Raw genomic sequence first — 19,439 nt, 5'->3', positions numbered from 1 at the left:
TCAGACAAACCTGAGATCTTCAACGTATGTTTTGCAGCAAACACAGTCGCAAAAATCGACTTAACATCATAACATGACCGTCACCCATGTCCCCGAATAAACGTCAACCATCTCTCCGGGACAAACACATGTATCTGGGGGCCAAGCACATGGTCACGGGGTACGACCACATCCTGTTCCTGCTTGGGATCGTGTTCTTCCTCTACAAGACCAAAGACATCGGCGTTTATGTGAGCTTGTTTGCGATCGGCCACTCCACCACGATGTTGCTCGGGGTCTACTTCAACATCGGCATCAACGCCTACATCATTGACGCCATCATTGGCTTCTCAGTGGTCTATACAGCGCTCGATAATATGGGAGCCTTCTGGGTCTGGTTTAAGTATCAGCCCAACACCCGCCTCACCACACTGGTCTTCGGGTTCTTTCATGGCTTTGGCCTGTCCACCAAGATCCTCGAATACGAGATCTCACCGGATGGGCTGGTGCCAAACCTTCTCGCCTTCAACGTGGGTGTCGAACTTGGCCAACTGCTGGCCTTGAGCGGCATTCTCATTGTTATGGGCTACTGGCGGCGCACGCAGACCTTCTGGCGCTACGCCTACTCCCTGAACACCACCATGATGACAGCAGGCTTTGCGCTGGTTGGATACCAGCTCACGGGCTTCATTCTATCTTTTTAATGTGAGGCACCATGCATAATACAACTCCACCAAAGCGCTCTGAGCTGCCATCTTCCACGCAGCTGAAACGCTCCACCATTATCGCAGCGTTGTCTGCTCTGGCCCTTCTCATCGTAGTTATCCTGCCCTCTGAATACGAGGTAGATGCCACCGGCATAGGCCGCGTTCTGGGCCTGACAGAGATGGGTGAGATCAAAACCCAGCTGGCAGAGGAAAGTGCTGCCGATGCGGCTGCAACTGCAACTCCTGCATCGACAACCTCCACCCAACCAGTGGCAGCGGTTTCTCCCGAACTGACCAACCGCGTTGACGAGATTGAACGTAAACTGGCTGAGGTGATGCTGAAACAGCAGTTGCGCGAGCGTGTGACTGCCACCTCCCGCCGAGTTGACACAAAAGCCGTAGCACCAGCGAAAACTGTTGCTGCAGTACCCGCGGCTCAACCTGTTGCCCCGACACCTGCCATCAAAAGCGATCAGACCACCATTCAACTTGATCCCGGTCAGGGTGTTGAGGTGAAGCTGGTGATGAAGGCCGGCAAGAGTGCAGCGTTTCGCTGGACGGCAAACGGAGGCACATTGAACTTCGACACACATGGAGACGGAGGTGGTCGCTCCATCTCCTATGTGAAAGGGCGCGGCGTGCCGCAGGATGAAGGACAGATCACGGCAGCATTTGATGGCAACCATGGTTGGTTCTGGCGTAACAGAACTAACAGCCCTGTTACTTTATCACTGCAAACACGCGGAGAATACGAGTCGTTTAAACGAGTAAAGTAAGCGACTCATCAAGTTGACCTAATCGTCAATTCGGGTGGTTTTTCTGTTGTATCCCGGCAAAATGCCTGCAAAACCGAAAAATCACCCGGGTTTTCCTCTTAAGCGCACAATATTCGGCGACAATCTGTCATGGGGTTCAATACCTATTACTCGAGGTAATACTGATATATGTCTCGCCAAAGCGCTTTGGTACAAATAATATTGCAACTAACCCGCACGTTCCCCTCAGTTAGTTTGTGATTTGTCATTTGAGGAAATTTTAAATCGTTATAACGTGGTCAAACCACGCTTTCGTTCGATTGCATCAACTACGTATTCCTACTTATTTCATTCCAACGCGTTTCGATGCACTTTCCCTTAAAATTTTTTTGCACCCGGTGAAAAGTTTTTCACCTGCAAGGTTTGCCGCCACCCTCGGCAAGCCAAATTCGGGGCCTTACTGCCAGCTATACCCCCTTTTAGCTGGTGCGTAACAACCGAACCACATGAGTAAAAGCGAAGTCCGTTCCCTGCTGTTATAGACAGCGTTCCCTCCTCCCGGGCTTCGCTTTTTACTCACTCAACATGCGATCGGGAGACCTTTAAGGTGACGAAGCTGCGTCCAGGCGTCATTTTTGGCGAAGAATACAAAACCCTCATTCAGGCAGCACGTGAAGGGCAGTACGCTCTTCCAGCAGTAAACGTAGTTGGCTCCAACTCAATCAACGCAGTGCTCGAAGCTGCAGCAGCCAACAAATCCGACGTAATCGTACAGCTCTCAAACGGCGGCGCACAGTTCTATGCTGGTGCAGCCATGCCAGATAGCTTCCAGGCCCGTGTTCTTGGCGCGGTTTCCGCAGCCCAACACGTGCACCTGCTGGCAAAACACTACGGTGTTTGCGTTGTGCTCCACACAGACCACGCAAACCGTAAGCTGGTGCCTTGGCTGGAAGCTCTTATCTCGCACGGTGAAGACTACTTCCGTGCAAATGGCCGTCCACTCTTTACTTCTCACATGCTGGACCTTTCTGAGGAAACTCTGGAAGACAACCTGTCGATGAGTGAGCGCCTGCTGAAGCGCATGGCTCCACTGCAGATGAGCCTTGAGATTGAACTCGGCTGCACCGGTGGTGAAGAAGATGGCGTTGGTTCCGACGATGACATCGGATCTGACAATCCAAAGCTGTACACCCAGCCAGAAGACGTGCTGGAAGCGTACAACCGCCTCGACCCACTGGGCCACTTCTCTGTGGCAGCATCCTTCGGCAACGTGCACGGAGTGTACAAGCCAGGCAACGTGAAGCTGCGCCCTGAGATTCTTCGTGAAAGCCAGAAACTGGTTCGCGAAACCCACGGTCTGGGTGAAAACCCACTGCCACTCGTGTTCCACGGTGGTTCCGGCTCTGAAAAAGCAAAAATCGCAGAAAGCCTGGGCTACGGCGTGTTCAAAATGAACATCGACACCGACACCCAGTTCGCATTCTCCGAACAGGCGGGCGCTTATGTGTTCGAAACGCCAAATGCGTTCAAACACCAGATCGACCCAGAGACCGGTGTCCCTTATAAGAAGGTCTACGATCCGCGCAAGTTGCTGCGTGAAGGTGAAAAAGGAATTGTCACTCGTTTGACAGAAGCCTTTGAAGACCTTCGCAGCACAGGTAAATCCCTGGCGCAGTAAGAATGACCTCACAGGCCACACGTTGGGGGTGTGGCCTGGACTTTTATGGAGTACAGGATGAAAGCGCTATTTATTGGCCAGTCCTATATTGACGTGACCTTTTTGTCAGAGACCATGCCGGAAGGTGATGAGAAGGCAATTGCGCAGGATTACGCTGTCAGCTTTGGTGGCAACGCTGTCACCGCGGCTTTCGTTTGCGCAAAGCTGGGCATCTCACCTGACCTGCTGTGCTCCATGGCAGACGACTGGCTGTCTCGCATGTTCCGCGACATGGCGGCCAAGTATTCCATTCCGATCCACGGCGCTAAAGTGAAGGAAAGCTCCCTCTCCTTCATCATGCCAAAGGATGGCAAGCGTGCAATCGTGCGTTGCCGTGACAACGACTTCCTACATCCGGTTCCTGAACTCAACCTTGCAGGTTGTCAAGCGCTGCATGTAGACGGTCACATCCCACACGCTGCTCTGCATTACGCAAAGATGTGCCGCAAGCACGGTATTCTGACATCACTGGATGGCGGTGCCGTTCGTGAGAACACCGAGGAACTGCTCGACTACATTGATGTCGCGATCGTTTCTGAGTTGTTCTGTGAACAGCTGGAAAAATCCCCGGAAGACACACTGGAATACCTGCGTGCCAAAGGCGTGAAGGTTGGTGGTGTCACTCAGGGCGAAAAAGGCCTGCTGTGGTACGAAGACAAATGCCCGATCAAGCGTTTGCCAGCTCTGAAAGTACCAAAAGAACGCGTCATCGACACCAACGGTGCGGGTGATACCTTCCACGGCGCCTATGTTTACGGCTACCTGGCAGACCCTCAAGGAACCTGGGAAGACCATTTCAAACTGGCTCGTGCGGCTTCCGCACACGCCATTCAGTTCCTCGGCAACGAGGCCTCTCTGCCAACCGTCCTCGACTTGGACAACGTGCAGAAAAACTTTCCTGCGAGCGACTAATCTAAGCGGCTTTGCCATGGGTGAAGCCATTTAGAGCCAAATAAAAACAATAAGAACGAACAATAACAATAATAGGCCCCACACGGGCACATGTTCATGTGGCGTTCGCACACTCAAAAAGCCCCGTCTCTTTATGAGGCGGGGTTTTTATTTTGTCTTTTTCATATGTAACGCCAAAGACCCGGACCAGCTTCCCTTAGTTATTGTCAGCTATACCCCCTTGATTCAGGCGGATTAGAAAAGGTGGAAAGCCCCAGTCTGCAGATATTTTCTGCAGGATCACACCAGTGAAAACCAAGATATCTCTGGCTTCTCATTCCCGACTTTTAATAACGTTGAATATTACGGGCTCAGTTTCACTAATATTCTTCACGAGTTCCAGAGAATATAAGTAAGCACATGATGAAGCCAACTGATCGCAGACTTCTTTCACACAAACACAAATTGCATACAAACAACTGCTCGCCTGATGCGACAGAACAATTTCTGCATGCCAATTACACAGTTTCCGACAGCAGTATTTAGCTCAGTTTCTATTGTTTAAAACAGGGTTTATACTATGACTCATCTCAAATATTCATGTGCTTTGGTCGCCTTGCTGGCGAGTGCAGGCATGGCACACGCAGGCACAATTACTATCACCATAGATGGCAGCAATGTGGTGACTCATTACACAGGCTCGTCAGACAACGCTACAACAGCCTTTGATGAGGCATCGCAAACCGGTATTGTCGACAGCGCAGACGTTGATCGCATTTTCGCAAATGAAATCAAAGGTAACGCTGCAGATATTGCTAGTAACAGCCAAACTATTTCCGACTTTCAGGCCCTGTTTGGAACAGTGCAGACAACAGCACCAGCGGCAATCTCTGATGGCGTTAAAGACCCGCTGAAGAACAACACAGGCACACCTTTGGAGGAAGTCCGCGATATTGAAGCTGCGCTCAAAGATGGCACAACAGCCAAAACCGAGTGGAAAGCCTACCTGGACCACGTAGAGGCAAAAGCTGCTGCTGGCGAAGAGATCACCATGGATGCTCCAACAAGTCCTGTGGCGGGTAACTTCACAAGCGGCGCTCTGCCTGCAAACATGGCGGCAGATCTGGGTACACTTGATACTGCAGTCGACAACTACGCGGCGGAGCAGTTGCCACACGAGAACTACAGCACCTTCACCACGGCCAATGGCGCTAATGCATCTGGCCGCACAACTGCTCAGGCACTGGAAAGCGGCGAAGGTCTGGCGAATGGCATTCTGGCATCCTTCAACGCGGTAGATGCTAAAATTGGCGACATCAGCACATTGCCAAGCGACCTTCAGGCACCAACCCCGGCGGATACCACCGTTGTTTCGGCTGTTACCAAGCTCAACGAGAAGGTCGGTTCTCTGGCTGATCTAAACTCCACCTTTACCGGCACAGCCCGCAACAGTGTTGTCGCAGCAGTCAACAGCAATGCTGAGCGCATTACCGCCAACAGCGCAGCTATTTCTGACAACAGCTCCCGCATCGTTTCATTGGAAGAAGACGTTGATGAGCTGCAGTCCGGTGTTGCCATGGCAATCGCAATTGCCAACGCACCGATCATTCAGGGCGGTTACAACGGCCTGTCTCTTTCCGGTGGTTTTGGACACTTCAAAGGCAAGTCTGCAGGTTCTATGAAAGCTGCTTTCATGCCAATGGACAACATGGCGATCACCGCCTCCGTCGCAACCGACTTTGACGACAACGTCGCCGCTGGCGCGGGTCTCGGTTTCTCATTTTAAGTTTTCAAGGAGAGGCACATGAGCCGACTTCTTTCATTTTTCTTCGTTGCCTTCGCCATGGTTTTTCATGGCGGGGGTGTTCTCGCACCTTCCTCAGCTCAGGCAAAAGAGGAATGGTCCGTTCAATGCAGCCGACAACAATGCCAGATGTACGCGGAGATCCGACTTCAAAACGGAACCTTGTTTAACAACATCGCGTTTCGCAAACTCAACGCCACCACGTATGCAGGCATTTTGAAGCTGCCGCTCGGCATTCACATCCCAAGTGGCATCAACATTGGCATTGACGAAGCCGCGATCATTCAAGCCAAGCTGATCACCTGCAATCCTGATGGCTGCGAAGCTGCCTTTACTGCAAACCAGACGGTGGTGGATTTTCTGAAGCGGGGAGACAAGATGTCGATCCTCGTGCGCAAGGCAGGTGATCGGAAACAGCTGGCTCTCAATTACTCCCTGATCGGCTTCACCCGTAACTGGAACGCATTCCACAAGCGCATGGAAATGCTGACACCGTAGCCAGAAGGCCAATTGGATTTCTTGGGAGGAGTAAGTTATTGATATGCCTTGCACCTGTGGGAGGAGCTAGGCAGCCGTGACATACTCATCCAACACCGACAATTCCATATCCATTCGCGATGAAACCGAGTTTCAGCGGTTTATCGGATATGAGCTGGAGCTTTTCCCAAAGGAAGGCACGGCAATCTGTGCGTTGGATATTGATGCCCGGTTTGCCAATCGCAGTGGAGTGGTACATGGGGCGATTGTGACCATGTTGTTGGATAATGCCTGCGGTGGATCTTGCAGTGCAACGGTGGATCCCACAGGTAAACAACCGTTCGTAACGCTGTCTCTCACCGTCAACTTCCTCGCGCCAGCCATCTGCAAACGATTAGTTGCAAAAGGCAAAGTGACTGGAGGCGGCAAATCAACACTCTTTGCAGAGGCGCAGTTGTTTGACGAGAATGATCAGCTGATTGCAACGGCCACCGGCCCTTTCAAACGCGCACCACAGCGCGAGATGCGGCTTGATCACTCTTGAGTCTCGCGGGGCTTTGGTCCGACACCGTCAAAGAAGGTCGTCATGAGCAATGCCGTGACTTCTCCGATATCCGCCTTTTCTTTCACGATCATATCCCAGGCAGAAAACAACAGCACATCGTAGGTGTTCATCACCCATCGTGTTGGCAGCTCCTTGCGAATGTCGCCATCTTCTTTCGCTTGTTCAACAGAAGTGATTGTCTCTTGCTCCATAAGGGCATAGCGCGGATCTTTGCTCAGAACGCGTTCCCCATCCAGCCAGAAAGAGGAGAGGAAACGCAGCCGGTCCGCAAGCGGGAGCATCAGCTCAACAGCCCGCATCATCGCTTGTTTCCCGCGAAGACCTTCTTTCTCCATAGGCGTCAGCACCTGAATAATATCCTCAAAGCTGACCTTCAGGACTTCTTCAATCAACGCTTCCCGAGAGGCAAAGTGTCGGTACAGCGTGGCGCGACCAATCCCGGCTATCTCTGCGATTTCCGTTAGTGAAGCCATTGGATTTTCTGGCAATTCAGCCAACCCGGCTTCGATCAGGGCCCTGCGGGACTTAACAGCCCTTTTATCACGCAACACTATTTTACCCTCATTTTATGAGACGCACTTGTCTCATATATATTCATTATGATACACAATCGTCTCACAAATCAAGATCAGAGATGATTACGAGGCATTCACTCAGCGATAATCGGGCATTCCGTAGGCCTTCACCAAACTCTGAAACTTGCCTCTATGAAACGTATTGCTCAGGAGCACTGAATGTCCAAACGGATTGTGTGGTTGTCAGCAGCATTGGTGCTACTGGGAACTGTCGGTACCTATGTTCTTTCGCTGGAAGACACAAGTGATGTCGACATCGGAGAAAATGAAGTTGTTCTGCCTGTGGTGAGCTATGTGACTGCACAGGCAAGCGATAACACCGGCCATATTTCTGTTTTTGCTGAAGTCCGCCCACGCTGGACTGCTGATCTAAAGGCTCAGGTCTCTGGCAAACTGTTGTCCGTTGCTCCTCAAGCACTTGAAGGCAAGAAAGTCTCCAAGAACGAGCCGATGGCGCAGTTGGAAAAGCACATTTATGAAGCCCAACTGGAAGACGCCAAATACCAGCAGTCAACTGCAGAATTCAATCTGAAGAAAAAGCAGAACAAGCATGTGCTCGCGCTGAAAAACTGGCGTGCAGTGAATCCGAAGGAAGATCCGCCGGAAATGGCCGTTCACATTCCGGAGCTGCGCGTTGCAGAAAAAGCGCTGGAGGCAGCCGTCCAGAAGGTGAAAGTCGCACAGTATGATGTGAACGCGACCACCATCAAAGCTCCTTTCAGCGGCTTCGTCACCAAACGCCATGTGAGTATCGGACAGAGCATCTCTGTCGGCGATACGCTATTCACCCTGCTGGATGCTGAGCAACTGGATATTACGGTCTCTCTTGACCAGACCCAATGGAACCTGCTGGAAAAGGCGTGGCAGAAATTTCCGGCTAAGATTTATAATGCCAACAAGGAACTGGTCGGGATTGCAAAGATCCAGCGCGGTGGTGGCTTCCTTGATCCTAAATCGCGCCGTTATCAACTCTTCCTCGAAATCGTGAAATCACCTGAAACCTCTGTTCTGCCGGGCGAGTTCGTTACAGTTGAACTGCAGAGCAAAACAGTCAAAGACAGCCTGAAATTGCCTGCGACTGCGCTCACACAGGAAGGGTTCGTCTGGTTCCTAAACAACAAGGACGAGCTGCAACGCTTTGAGGCTTCCGTCGTTTTCCGTGATGATACAGATATCATTGTGAAGATGCCGCATGAACTGCAAGACCTTGATGAGAAGCGCGTTGTTCAGCTGCCGATGGCCGCGTTCTTACCGGGTCAGCATGTTGCCCCAACACCAGCGGGGCACTAGCACATGGCCTGGCTCACAAACTGGTTTATTCGCAACCCGGTCGCAGCAAACCTCATCATGGCGTTCATCCTGATTGTCGGGGTGTCCTCTCTCATGAACATCCGCATCGAGGGCTTTCCCAAGCTGCCTGCGGATACTGTGACCATCACGACGGAACTACCCAACGGCTACACCGAGCAGGTTGATAAGCAAATCACCCGCAAAGTAGAAAAGGCATTGGAAGGCCTGAGCGGTGTTAAGAACATCAGCTCAATTTCACAGTCGGGCTCGTCTGTTGTTTCCGTCCAAAAGACAAGCGATACCAAGCTATCCACCTTGCTGGATGACATCCGCTTGAAAATTGATGGCATCTACAATCTGCCGAAGAAAGCGGAACGGCCTGTCATTGAAAAAGAGAGCATGGATATGCCAGCCATGTTTGTGCAGGTCTACGGCGATGCAGATTTCAAAACCCTGCAACGCATCGCCCGCCAATTGCGCAACAAGCTGCTGGCCAGCCCGGAGGTTTCCCGTCTCAAGCAATGGGGTTTGCAGACCGAGCAGATCAAGATCGGGCTAGAACCGTACACGCTGGAACGTCTAAACCTGACCCCTGAGCAGGTCATGAACCGCATCCGCGAGTCTTCTCTTTACTTCCAGGGCGGAACGCTGAAGACAGAGGGCGGCTACATCTCTTTGCGTGCAGATACTCAGGCCTATTATAAAGCCGACTTTGAGCGCATTCCGATCATCGAGTGGGACGACGGCACGACAACCACTCTTGGCGATATTGCCAAGGTGGAAGACGCCTTTGCTGACATTGATATGGAAGCACGCTTCAACGGCAAAGAGTCCGTTGGGCTGGAAGTTCTGATTGGCCGCAAAGACAACCTTATTAATGTCTCAGAGGATGTGCAGGCCATCATAGCTGACTTCCGCACAACGCTGCCGACTGGCGTACAGGTGGGAATTTGGGGAAACTCCAGTGATTACATCGAGGATCGCCTGACTCTTCTCAGCTCCAACGCATTTCAGGGGCTGGCTTTGGTGGTGTTGATCCTGTCGCTGTTCCTCAACATGAAGCTGGCCTTCTGGGTCGCTATGGGTATTCCAATCTCATTAGCTGGTGCGTTTGCTGTGGCGACGACTGGCTGGGTGGATTATTCGCTCAACGACATCACAACATTCGGTCTCATTATCGCGCTCGGCATTCTTGTCGATGATGCAGTGGTGGTCGGTGAAAGTGTCTTTGAGCAGCGCAAACGCTATGCAGACCCACGCAAAGGCACGGCTGCGGGCGTACACAAAGTAGCCGTTGCGACGATATTTGGCGTACTGACAACAACAGCGGCATTCTTCCCAATGCTTCTGATGAACAGTGAGCTGGGTAAGATCCTCGGCAGCTTCTCAGGCATTGTTATTCTGGCGTTGTTGTTCTCTCTGTTCGAGAGCAAGTTCATCCTGCCTGCTCACCTCGCATGCATCTCCTTGGAAGAGAAGAAGCAGAACATTTTCTCCCGCAGCTGGGGCAAGGTTCAGAGCGTGGCTCGCGGTGGCTTGTTTTGGTTCCGCGATACGGTCTATTTCCCGGTGCTTAGATGGGCCATCCGACAGCGATATGCGGTTCTGGTTGGCTTCATTTCTGCAGCAGTGCTTGTGTTCGGTCTGATGTGGAAGGGCAAAATCCACTCTGTGTTCTTTCCGGAAATTCCCGGTCAGTACATCGTGGTGAACATGGAGATGGACCCACGTGCACCATTTGAGCTGACACAGAGCAACATCTCCACGATTGAAAACATCGCAAGCGCTGTTGACCGGCAATATGCCGAGCAACAGCCGGACGTGGGCGGTGTGTTCCAGAACATTTTCCGCATCGTATCCGACAGCACAAATGCCACCATCTATGCAGAGCTGCGCCCGTTGGACGAGCGCGGGGATGCAAAGACAGGTGACATTCTGCGCGACTGGCAGGACCGTACCGGCACTTTGGAAGGTGTTTCCAAACTCACCTTCTCGGGCTTTGAAGCGATCGGTGGCGGGTTCAAGATCCGTTTGTTTGGCGAAAATTCCGAGCAGTTGCAGCTGGCGAGTGAAGAGCTCATGGCAGAACTTGGCAAACGAGCCGGTGTCAGCAACTTGCGCGACACGTTCAAAGCAGGCCAGCCAGAACTTCGCCTGACACTGAAACCAGAAGCTCGTCATCTTGGCTTTACGCCAGAGCGACTGGCAAGTCAGGTGGCGCACCAGTTTGGTGGCGGGGAGGCACAGCGCATCCAACGTGGTGACTCAGAGGTTCGCGTGATTGTTCGCAACACGCTGGATGCTCGTGATGCCATTGAGGACTTGCTTCAATCACGCCTGCGCGGAGCCAACGACAACTGGGTCACGCTGCAATCAGTTGCCAATATCGAAGCACGCTATGTGCCCGGATACGTGCACCGCAGAAACGGCGATCAGGTCGCCACAATCGAAGCTGACATCAATAAACAGATCGTTGCTCCTGCTGAGCTGGGTCAGGATATCTTCACCTCCGTTGTGCCCCAACTACAACAGAAGTATCCCGGTGTTAAAATCAAGCAGGGTGGCGAGCTGGAGGAAATGGGTGAAGTTAAGGGCAATATGAACCGCGCCCTTCTCATAACCTGTTTCCTCATCTTTGTTCTATTGGCGATCCCGCTGAAGTCCTACTTCAAGCCGCTCATCATCATGTCCGTGGTTCCGTTTGGAGTGGTCGGGGCAATCCTCGGCCATGCCATCATGGGCATCCCATTCAGCATGATGTCGATCTTCGGCTTGCTGGCTTTGATCGGCGTGATCGTCAATGACTCTCTCGTCATGGTCACGCGCTACCTTCACCTGAGGGAGGATGGTGTAGACCATATCGAGGCAACGGAGCGCAGCGGCATGGATCGCTTTCAGGCGATCTTCCTGACAACGGCAACTACGGTCGCGGGTTTGATGCCGCTTATGAGCGAAACTTCCGAGCAGGCCATGTACCTAATCCCGGCGGCCGTCTCTCTGGCATACGGGGAAATTTTCGGGACACTTATTACTTTAATCCTGATTCCAGTACTGGTCGCAATTGCGGAAGATATTCGCGTCTTTCTCTTCGGCAAACGCGATAAGGCATTGGAATATGTCCAAATGGAGCGAAAAGAGGCCCTGGAAGCAGAGGAAAAACATGTGATTTCAGAAAAATCCCCAGAGAATGACAAAGATACAAAACCTAAGGGTTTTCCTCTAGAAAAGGCCTAAACGGACCTTACGACACGGCCTCCCCTTGCGGAGGCCGTTTTTAACTGAGGACTGACCTAACGAAATCTGCTAGTTAACCCACTGTGAATCCGCAGAATTCCAGTACTAAATATATATAAGAAATCACTTAAGTATTGAATTTTGCAATATTCGAATATTCTAATGTAAATTATATATTAGAAATGCAGCATGCACTTATATATTGCGGAATCTCAAAGAGAAAAAATCTACTAATCCGGAATTGATTGCACTCAATTTGTGCTTTTTACATTTACTCTAAGTTCCTGCGCGTACGAGCGGGCACGTATAACGTTACGGTGTCTGCTCCAATCAAATAGCTGCAAGAGGCGGCTGTTAGTACGGAGTACGCACATGGCTGGCTTAAGCCAAAATACCCAGACCACCACTCCAGTAGTGAGCAAAGGCCGCGAGAGAGTAGCATTCCTGTTTCTGGCAGTTGTTCTTGCGCCAGTTCTGATGACTGCAGCTGTTGGCGGATACGGCTTCCTTATCTGGATGTCGCAGATTCTGTTTGGCCCACCGTCCTTCTAAGAGGTAGTCGTGGCCAACTTATCCCGCAGAGCATTCTTTACCCGCTTAAGCGCTACCCCAGAGGTGGTGTCTCCGGTTCGTCCGCCATGGACAACGGAGCAGCGGATTGAAGACAAATGCACCGGCTGCTTTGAATGCGTCAAAGCCTGCCCGGAAGCCATTTTGTTCAGCGCGGATAATCGGCCTTACCTCAAAACCGGCGTTGGAGAATGCACGTTCTGCGAAGAGTGCGCAAAAGCGTGCCCAGAGGAAGATCTGTTTGATCTGACTGCGGCACCCTGGAGGCTCACAGCAGAAATACAGCAAGGGGCATGTCTGCTTGGAAAGGGCGTTTCCTGCCAGACCTGCACCGACAGCTGTGACCCAAGAGCCCTCCGGTTCGATATGCGTGTCGCGCCTACAGGAAAGATTCAACTGGATGCAGACCAATGCAACGGCTGCGGAGCTTGTCTCATTTCCTGCCCCGTAGATGCGATCGCCATGAACGACCAGAGCCGAGAAAGTTTAGCAAATGCGTAATGCAACAACCGTAGAGCGCGAAGAAGAAGCCGGTGTCTGGCACATTTCAAGTGTGCTGCTCCAGGCCGATCCTGCCAAGCGAGAGCAGATATGCGCTGCGATTAAACAGATACCTTCTGCTGAAATTGCAGAAGTAGCTGACACAACAAAGATAATTGTGACGCTGGAAACACCGAGCGAACGCGACCTCGCGAACGCTTTGAGTGACATGCAGCGGTTAGATGGCGTGGTTACGGCTTCGCTCATCTTCCACCAAACCGACACCACCGACCTCAATTCAATTGTGATTTCTGATCAGGGTGACATGCAACCCGAGGGGACTTGCTCATGATTAAACTAACAAGACGCGCTGTCATTAAGGCGCAGGCTGTTGCAGCGGCAACTGCCGCAGCCGGGGCAAGCCTTCCGGCGCAAGCGGCAAACATTGTAACAGACGCAAGCAAAACAGACCTGAAATGGTCCAAAGCTGCTTGCCGTTTCTGCGGTACCGGTTGTTCCATCATGGTTGCGACCAAGAATGACCGCGTTGTTGCAACACATGGTGATGCTCAGAGCCCGGTTAACAAGGGCCTGAACTGTGTGAAAGGTTACTTCCTTTCCAAGATCATGTACGGCAAAGACCGTCTTGAGCAGCCACTGCTGCGTAAAACCGACGGCAAGTACGACAAAGAAGGCGAATTCGAGCCAGTATCCTGGGACGAAGCTTTCGACATCATGGCTGTGAAAGCAAAAGAAGCCATGAAGAAGAACGGCCCTTACGCGGTTGGCATGTTCGGCTCAGGCCAGTGGACTGTTTGGGAAGGCTACGCAGCTTCTAAGCTCTGGAAAGCTGGCTTCCGCTCTAACACCATTGACCCGAACGCACGTCACTGCATGGCTTCTGCTGTAGGCGCATTCATGCGGACCTTCGGCATTGATGAGCCAATGGGTTGTTACGACGATTTTGAGAACGCAGACGCCTTCGTGCTCTGGGGTTCCAACATGGCTGAGATGCACCCGGTTCTGTGGACCCGTATCGCTGATCGCCGCCTGTCTAACCCAGATGTAAAAGTTGCTGTTCTTTCTACATACCAGCACCGCAGCTTTGACCTTGCTGACATCCCAATGGTCTTCACCCCACAGACCGATCTGGTGATTGCGAACTTCATCGCAAACTACATTATCCAGAACGAAGCCGTGGACATGGACTTCGTTAGCAAGCACACCAACTTCCGCCTTGGCAATCAGGACATCGGCTACGGCCTGCGCCCTGAGCACCCACTACAGCAAGCGGCTAAAAACGCTGACAAAGCTGGTGGTTCTAAAGAAATCAGCTTCGAAGAGTATGCAGAGTTCGTTAAGCCATACACGCTCGAATACGCTGAGAAGATGTCTGGTGTTCCAGCAAACCGTCTGCTGGAACTGGCAAAGCTTTACGCTGATCCAGACAAAAAGGTTATGTCCCTCTGGACCATGGGTGCAAACCAGCATACCCGCGGCGTTTGGGTCAACCAGATGTTCTACAACATCCACCTTCTCACCGGCAAAATCTCCAAGCCAGGGTGTGGTCCGTTCTCACTGACCGGTCAGCCATCTGCTTGTGGTACTGCACGTGAAGTTGGTACGTTCTCCCACCGCCTGCCAGCAGACATGGTTGTGAAAAACCCTGAGCACCGGAAAATTGTAGAGAAAATCTGGAAACTTCCAGACGGCACAATTCCTGCGAAACCAGGTTACCATGCTGTTCAGCAGTCCCGTATGCTCAAAGACGGCAAACTAAACTTCTACTGGACCCAGGTCACCAACAACATGCAGGCTGGTCCTAACGTTGTTGAAGAGATCTACCCAGGCTGGAGAAATCCAGAGAACTTCATCGTTGTTTCCGATCCGTACCCAACAGTGTCCGCAATGGCTGCTGACCTTATTCTGCCAACAGCAATGTGGGTAGAAAAAGAAGGCGCTTACGGCAACGCTGAACGTCGTACTCAGTTCTGGCATCAGCTGGTTTCTGCTCCGGGCGATGCAAAGTCTGACCTTTGGCAGACCGTTGAGTTCTCCAAGCGCTTCAAAGTTGAAGACGTATGGCCTGAAGAACTGATCGCAAAGCAGCCAGAAGTACGCGGTAAAACTCTGTTTGACGTCCTGTTCGCAAACGGCAACGTCGACAAGTTCCCGCTTTCTGAAACCAGCGATGAATACAAGAACGACGAAGCAAACGACTTCGGCTTCTACATTCAAAAAGGTCTGTTCGAAGAATACGCTGCCTTTGGCCGTGACCACGGTCACGATCTGGCACCGTTCGAGCGTTACCACGAAGAACGTGGCCTGCGTTGGCCTGTTGTGAATGGCAAAGAAACCCAGTGGCGCTTCCGCGAAGGTTCTGACCCATACGTTGGCGAAGGCAAAGGCTTCGAGTTTTACGGTCATAAAGACGGTAAAGCACGCATCTTCGCGCTTCCATACGAAGCACCGCCAGAAATGCCAGATGAAGACTACGATTTCTGGCTCTGCACTGGTCGCGTGATCGAGCACTGGCACACTGGCACCATGACCCAGCGCGTTCCTGAGCTGTACAAAGCTGTTCCAAATGCTCTGTGCTACATGCATCCTGATGATGCAAAAGCGAAGGGTCTGCGTCGTGGTTCTGAAGTGCGCGTTGTTTCCCGTCGCGGTGAAATCACAACACGCATCGAGACCCGTGGCCGTAACAAGCCACCAAAAGGCCTCGTGTTCGTACCGTTCTTTGATGCAAGCCAGCTCATCAACAAGGTGACACTGGATGCAACAGATCCTCTTTCAAAACAGACCGACTATAAGAAGTGCGCGGTCAAGATTGTAGCCGTGTGAGGTACGCCATGAAACTTCTGAAACTCCTTGTAGCCAGCTTTATCGCTGTGTCTGTCTTTGGTGGAGCAAGCTCTTTTGCTGCTGACACCATCTCGCAAATGCGCAACGCGGACATCCTGACTCAGGATGCCGCACCGCGGATCCCAAAAGTTGTGAACTCTGACGAGCGTCAGGTGCGTAACTACCCTGAGCAGCCACCATTGATCCCTCACAAGATCGACGGCTACCAGATCGACAAGCGCCTGAACAAATGCATGACTTGTCACAGCCGCACGGCAATTGAAAAGTCTCAGGCACCGATGATCTCCATCACGCACTTTATGAACCGTGATAATCAGTTCCTGGCGTCTGTTTCCCCTCGTCGCTTCTTCTGCACCCAGTGTCATGTGCCTCAGACTGAAGCCAAGCCACTGGTTGAGAACACCTTCGTTGACGTTGATGACGTGCTCGAAGGTAAGACCGACAAGTAGGAGCACACCGTATGTTTTCAGCTATCAAACGGTTCTGGCAGGTTATCCGCAAACCTAGTGTCCATTACAGCCTTGGCTTTTTGACACTTGGCGGGTTTGTCGCTGGCATCATCTTCTGGGGTGGTTTCAACACCGCCCTGGAAGTCACCAACACAGAAGAATTCTGTATTGGGTGTCACGAGATGGAAAACACTGTCTATCAGGAACTCAAGACCACCATTCACTATACCAACCGGTCTGGTGTGCGTGCGACTTGCCCTGATTGTCACGTACCTCACAACTGGACCTCTAAGGTTGCCCGTAAGATTCAGGCATCCAAGGAAGTTTACGGCAAGATCTTCGGCACAATCAGCACACCGGAGAAATTCGAGGACAAGCGTCTTGAGCTGGCAAGCCATGAATGGGCTCGCTTTAAAGCCAACGACTCTCTTGAATGCCGTAACTGTCACAGTGAAGAGTCCATGGACTTTACGCGTCAGAGTGTGAGAGCTTCCGAGCAGCACGAGAAGTTCCTCGTGAGTGGTGAGAAGACCTGTATCGACTGCCACAAAGGCATCGCGCACAAGCTACCTGATCTGAGCCTGTTGAAAGAGGGTCACTAAGAGTGAAGCTTGCTTGATTGGTTATGGTCAAATCTCGCGAATTCACTCAAGCAAAGACTTTAGAACTCAAAGCGTGTTTGCAAGTGTGCGCGGCGAGTTCTAAGACCCATAACATGCTCAGACAAAAGAACCCCGCGGTTTGAAACCACGGGGTTTTTTCTTGTCCACATTTATTACATGGTTTTATTAATTAAAATTATATGAAATATATTCATGAGGAAAATTTCTAAAAAATACCTCGGAGTCTCCTCAATTCCCGCCATTTCGCGGGAGTTTACAAATATTAATCAATACAAATCTCACCTGAACTTTTTTTTATATTTTCACCCTAAGGGCATCCATATTTTCCTTAGGGAAGGTCTCCAGCCTCATGCCAGTGCTTTTTAACACTCCGGTAAAAACCAGGGGTCATATGCTCCTTAAAAATCGAGCGCATTAGAACACACCCCATCTGCAACATATTGTTTTTGCGGAACTAATAAACTCGCCCTCAATCAGGTGTATGCGCATGACGCTGCAACTGAAAACTTTAGACCGGGCAGAGAACACACAAGCTTCGCCCTTCTGAAAGGACATAAAAAGATGAACGCATTGAAGCTTTCTGCTGCGATCGTGGCCGTCATAGCAAGTATGAGCACCGTTCAGGCCGCGAATATAGCTGTTTCTGACGGAATCATTAAAACCAATATCGCCCCAGTTACAGTCGGCCTAATTACTGGAACAATACCTCGATTAGGAGGTAGCGCGAGTGGTATCACTGCAACCATAAGTGATATTGATGAATCAGATTTAAGCGGTACGCTCGCGACAAAGATCAATAATAAGGCAGATCAGAGCGCACTGAATGCTCAGGCAAAACGCATCACCAGTAACGACACCGACATTTCACGTATCAAATCTGATATTGGTCACAGCAATCGTCGTGTATATAACAACACTAGTCGGATCTACGCCAACGCTAGAGACATCGTAGGTAACGAGAGAAACATCCAAACTAATCGTGCCTTCATTGGTTCAAACGCACGCGGTATCCAATCTAATCGGGCATTCATCGGTTCGAACGCACGCAATATTCACATCAATCGGGCGTTCATCAGTTCAAACTCCCATCGTATCGATACCAACAAGGAGAATATTGCGACCAATACCGCCAATATCTCCACAAACGCCGCAAACATCTCTTCCAACACCTCCAGCATCGTCTCACTGGAACAGGATGTTGACGAGCTTCGCAGCGGTGTGGCGATGGCTGTGGCGATTGCAAATGCGCCGGTCCTTCAGGGTGGCAAAAATGGCATCTCCGTTTCCGGTGGTTTTGGACACTTCAAAGGCAAAGCCGCATCTGCTCTGAAAGTGGCCTTCCTGCCAACCGAGAACATGGCTGTTACAGCTTCTGTAGCCACAGACTTCAGCAACAACGTCACTGCTGGTGCTGGCCTGGGCTTCTCCTTCTAACAAGGATGTAGATCATGAAACCAATCTGGATCCTGCTGACAGCGGCAATGCTCTTTTTCTTTCAGGGTGTGAATGCGTACAGCACCACTGAGCCTTCCAATGAAGAGGATTGGTCAGTCAAATGCAGCAGTGACCAGTGTCAGGTCTATGCTGAAATCCGGCTTGAGAACGGTGCGCTGGTAAATTCCATCATGTTTCGCAAACTCGAAGCAGATGTATATGCAGCGATTATCAAGCTGCCGCTCGGGATCCACATCCCCAGCGGTATCCAGATTGGCATTGATGATGATGCCTTGTTCGACGCCAAGCTGATCACCTGCCAGCCAGACGGGTGCGAGGCGGCCTTTAATGCCAACAAAGCTATCGTTAGTTTCCTCAAGCGCGGCAAAGCCATGTCCATTGTAGTCACCAAGACCAATGACCGCAAAAAGCTGGCGCTGAACTACTCCCTGATCGGCTTCACCCGCAACTGGGAAGAGTTCACCAAACGTATGGCAGTCTTGTTGCCAGATGAGACAACCGGCTGATTTGCCCTGCCAAGACCCATGGTTGAAGCTTTAAGCTTTGAGGTCTATATTGAGGAAGATAGGAACGGGAGGCTCTCGCCCCCCATTCCCGTCGCTAGATGACTTTAATAAGAGCTCGGAAGAAGATGGTCAGCCGATTCCGGGCTCTTGTCATGCGCAGCTTAAACTTTAAGCTTAATCGCAAGGTTCATCCAACATACCACCTCCTTACCAGGCCTTGCTACGATCGGAGTGCCTAACTCTCTCCGATTGCGCGGACTGACATGCGCTGCTGCTTTGCAAGGAAGTGGCTGACAGCAGCCTAACAAGCCCGCAAACACTGCGCGTCCCCGGATCATCTCCCGCACAAAACACCTAGCTTCATCTTTAGAGCTTGTCGCGTTTAATCGGTCATGTATCCAGCTGTTTTGAAGAAGTTGTTGCACTCTTGCTTTGTGAAGAGGTCGCAGACTTGGCCTACGGCCTGCCACAGTGCTTGATAACTTCTTGCTGCG

18 protein-coding genes are annotated in these 19,439 nt (G+C 51.4%); 17 read left to right on the top strand and 1 reads right to left on the bottom strand.

Annotated features, from left to right (window positions below; genetic code table 11):
* Positions 1 to 86 precede the first annotated feature (86 nt).
* From PsAD37_RS09690 to PsAD37_RS09660, 7 genes are all read left to right on the top strand, one after another.
* The gene (locus PsAD37_RS09690) at positions 87 to 683 is read left to right on the top strand and encodes a HupE/UreJ family protein (RefSeq protein ID WP_208991800.1); all 597 of its coding nucleotides are present in this window, start codon (positions 87 to 89) and stop codon (positions 681 to 683) included.
* An 11-nt stretch (positions 684 to 694) separates the two neighbouring features.
* Positions 695 to 1,462, top strand: coding sequence for a hypothetical protein (locus PsAD37_RS09685; protein WP_063295975.1), 768 nt, complete (start codon positions 695 to 697; stop codon positions 1,460 to 1,462).
* Between the two features lie 586 nt (positions 1,463 to 2,048).
* The gene (gene fbaA, locus PsAD37_RS09680) at positions 2,049 to 3,119 is read left to right on the top strand and encodes a class II fructose-bisphosphate aldolase (RefSeq protein WP_063295974.1); all 1,071 of its coding nucleotides are present in this window, start codon (positions 2,049 to 2,051) and stop codon (positions 3,117 to 3,119) included.
* Positions 3,120 to 3,176: 57 nt separating this feature from the next.
* Positions 3,177 to 4,070, top strand: a complete 894-nt coding sequence (locus tag PsAD37_RS09675; protein WP_063287889.1) for a sugar kinase — start codon at positions 3,177 to 3,179, stop codon at positions 4,068 to 4,070.
* Positions 4,071 to 4,629: 559 nt separating this feature from the next.
* A complete protein-coding gene (locus tag PsAD37_RS09670; RefSeq protein ID WP_063295973.1) occupies positions 4,630 to 5,835 on the top strand; it encodes a YadA C-terminal domain-containing protein in 1,206 nt (401 codons plus the stop codon).
* A gap of 18 nt (positions 5,836 to 5,853) precedes the next feature.
* Positions 5,854 to 6,351 carry an invasion associated locus B family protein gene (locus PsAD37_RS09665; protein WP_208860638.1) on the top strand — a complete coding sequence of 166 codons (498 nt, stop codon included), beginning with the start codon at positions 5,854 to 5,856 and terminating at the stop codon, positions 6,349 to 6,351.
* A 76-nt stretch (positions 6,352 to 6,427) separates the two neighbouring features.
* Positions 6,428 to 6,874, top strand: a complete 447-nt coding sequence (locus PsAD37_RS09660) for a PaaI family thioesterase (protein ID WP_063295972.1) — start codon at positions 6,428 to 6,430, stop codon at positions 6,872 to 6,874.
* On the opposite strand, the gene PsAD37_RS09655 is transcribed toward PsAD37_RS09660, so the two are convergent.
* Positions 6,865 to 7,446 (bottom strand): TetR/AcrR family transcriptional regulator, encoded by a 582-nt coding sequence (locus PsAD37_RS09655; RefSeq protein WP_244272508.1) that lies wholly within the window; start codon positions 7,444 to 7,446, stop codon positions 6,865 to 6,867. The genes PsAD37_RS09660 and PsAD37_RS09655 overlap by 10 nt on opposite strands.
* Before the next feature lie 183 nt (positions 7,447 to 7,629).
* Between PsAD37_RS09655 and PsAD37_RS09650 the strand changes: the two genes are divergently transcribed.
* The 10 genes from PsAD37_RS09650 (at position 7,630) to PsAD37_RS09605 (ending at position 18,945) form a co-directional block, all read left to right on the top strand.
* The gene (locus PsAD37_RS09650; protein WP_063295970.1) at positions 7,630 to 8,760 is read left to right on the top strand and encodes an efflux RND transporter periplasmic adaptor subunit; all 1,131 of its coding nucleotides are present in this window, start codon (positions 7,630 to 7,632) and stop codon (positions 8,758 to 8,760) included.
* Between the two features lie 3 nt (positions 8,761 to 8,763).
* Positions 8,764 to 11,994: an efflux RND transporter permease subunit gene (locus PsAD37_RS09645; RefSeq protein ID WP_063295969.1), complete on the top strand. Its 3,231-nt coding sequence runs from the start codon at positions 8,764 to 8,766 to the stop codon at positions 11,992 to 11,994.
* Positions 11,995 to 12,366: 372 nt separating this feature from the next.
* Positions 12,367 to 12,546: a periplasmic nitrate reductase, NapE protein gene (napE, locus tag PsAD37_RS09640; protein WP_063295968.1), complete on the top strand. Its 180-nt coding sequence runs from the start codon at positions 12,367 to 12,369 to the stop codon at positions 12,544 to 12,546.
* Between the two features lie 9 nt (positions 12,547 to 12,555).
* Positions 12,556 to 13,065, top strand: coding sequence for a ferredoxin-type protein NapF (gene napF, locus PsAD37_RS27465; protein WP_063304657.1), 510 nt, complete (start codon positions 12,556 to 12,558; stop codon positions 13,063 to 13,065).
* A complete protein-coding gene (locus tag PsAD37_RS09630) occupies positions 13,058 to 13,396 on the top strand; it encodes a chaperone NapD (protein WP_063295966.1) in 339 nt (112 codons plus the stop codon). The genes napF and PsAD37_RS09630 overlap by 8 nt, the downstream gene beginning before the upstream one ends.
* A complete protein-coding gene (gene napA, locus PsAD37_RS09625; RefSeq protein WP_063295965.1) occupies positions 13,393 to 15,891 on the top strand; it encodes a nitrate reductase catalytic subunit NapA in 2,499 nt (832 codons plus the stop codon). The genes PsAD37_RS09630 and napA overlap by 4 nt, the downstream gene beginning before the upstream one ends.
* Positions 15,892 to 15,899: 8 nt before the next feature.
* Positions 15,900 to 16,361, top strand: coding sequence for a nitrate reductase cytochrome c-type subunit (locus PsAD37_RS09620; protein ID WP_063295964.1), 462 nt, complete (start codon positions 15,900 to 15,902; stop codon positions 16,359 to 16,361).
* A gap of 11 nt (positions 16,362 to 16,372) precedes the next feature.
* On the top strand, positions 16,373 to 16,963 hold the full coding sequence (locus PsAD37_RS09615) for a cytochrome c3 family protein (RefSeq protein WP_057462110.1): 591 nt from the start codon (positions 16,373 to 16,375) through the stop codon (positions 16,961 to 16,963).
* A gap of 582 nt (positions 16,964 to 17,545) precedes the next feature.
* A complete protein-coding gene (locus tag PsAD37_RS09610; protein WP_063295963.1) occupies positions 17,546 to 18,418 on the top strand; it encodes a YadA C-terminal domain-containing protein in 873 nt (290 codons plus the stop codon).
* Positions 18,419 to 18,432: 14 nt separating this feature from the next.
* Positions 18,433 to 18,945 carry an invasion associated locus B family protein gene (locus PsAD37_RS09605; RefSeq protein ID WP_084407715.1) on the top strand — a complete coding sequence of 171 codons (513 nt, stop codon included), beginning with the start codon at positions 18,433 to 18,435 and terminating at the stop codon, positions 18,943 to 18,945.
* The last annotated feature ends 494 nt before the right edge of the window (positions 18,946 to 19,439 follow it).

It is taken from the genome of Pseudovibrio sp. Ad37 (assembly GCF_001623075.1).
In the GTDB taxonomy this organism is placed as follows: Bacteria; Pseudomonadota; Alphaproteobacteria; order Rhizobiales; family Stappiaceae; genus Pseudovibrio.
Note: the sequence above shows the minus strand (reverse complement) of the source record. Positions and strands in the feature narration are given on the sequence as shown.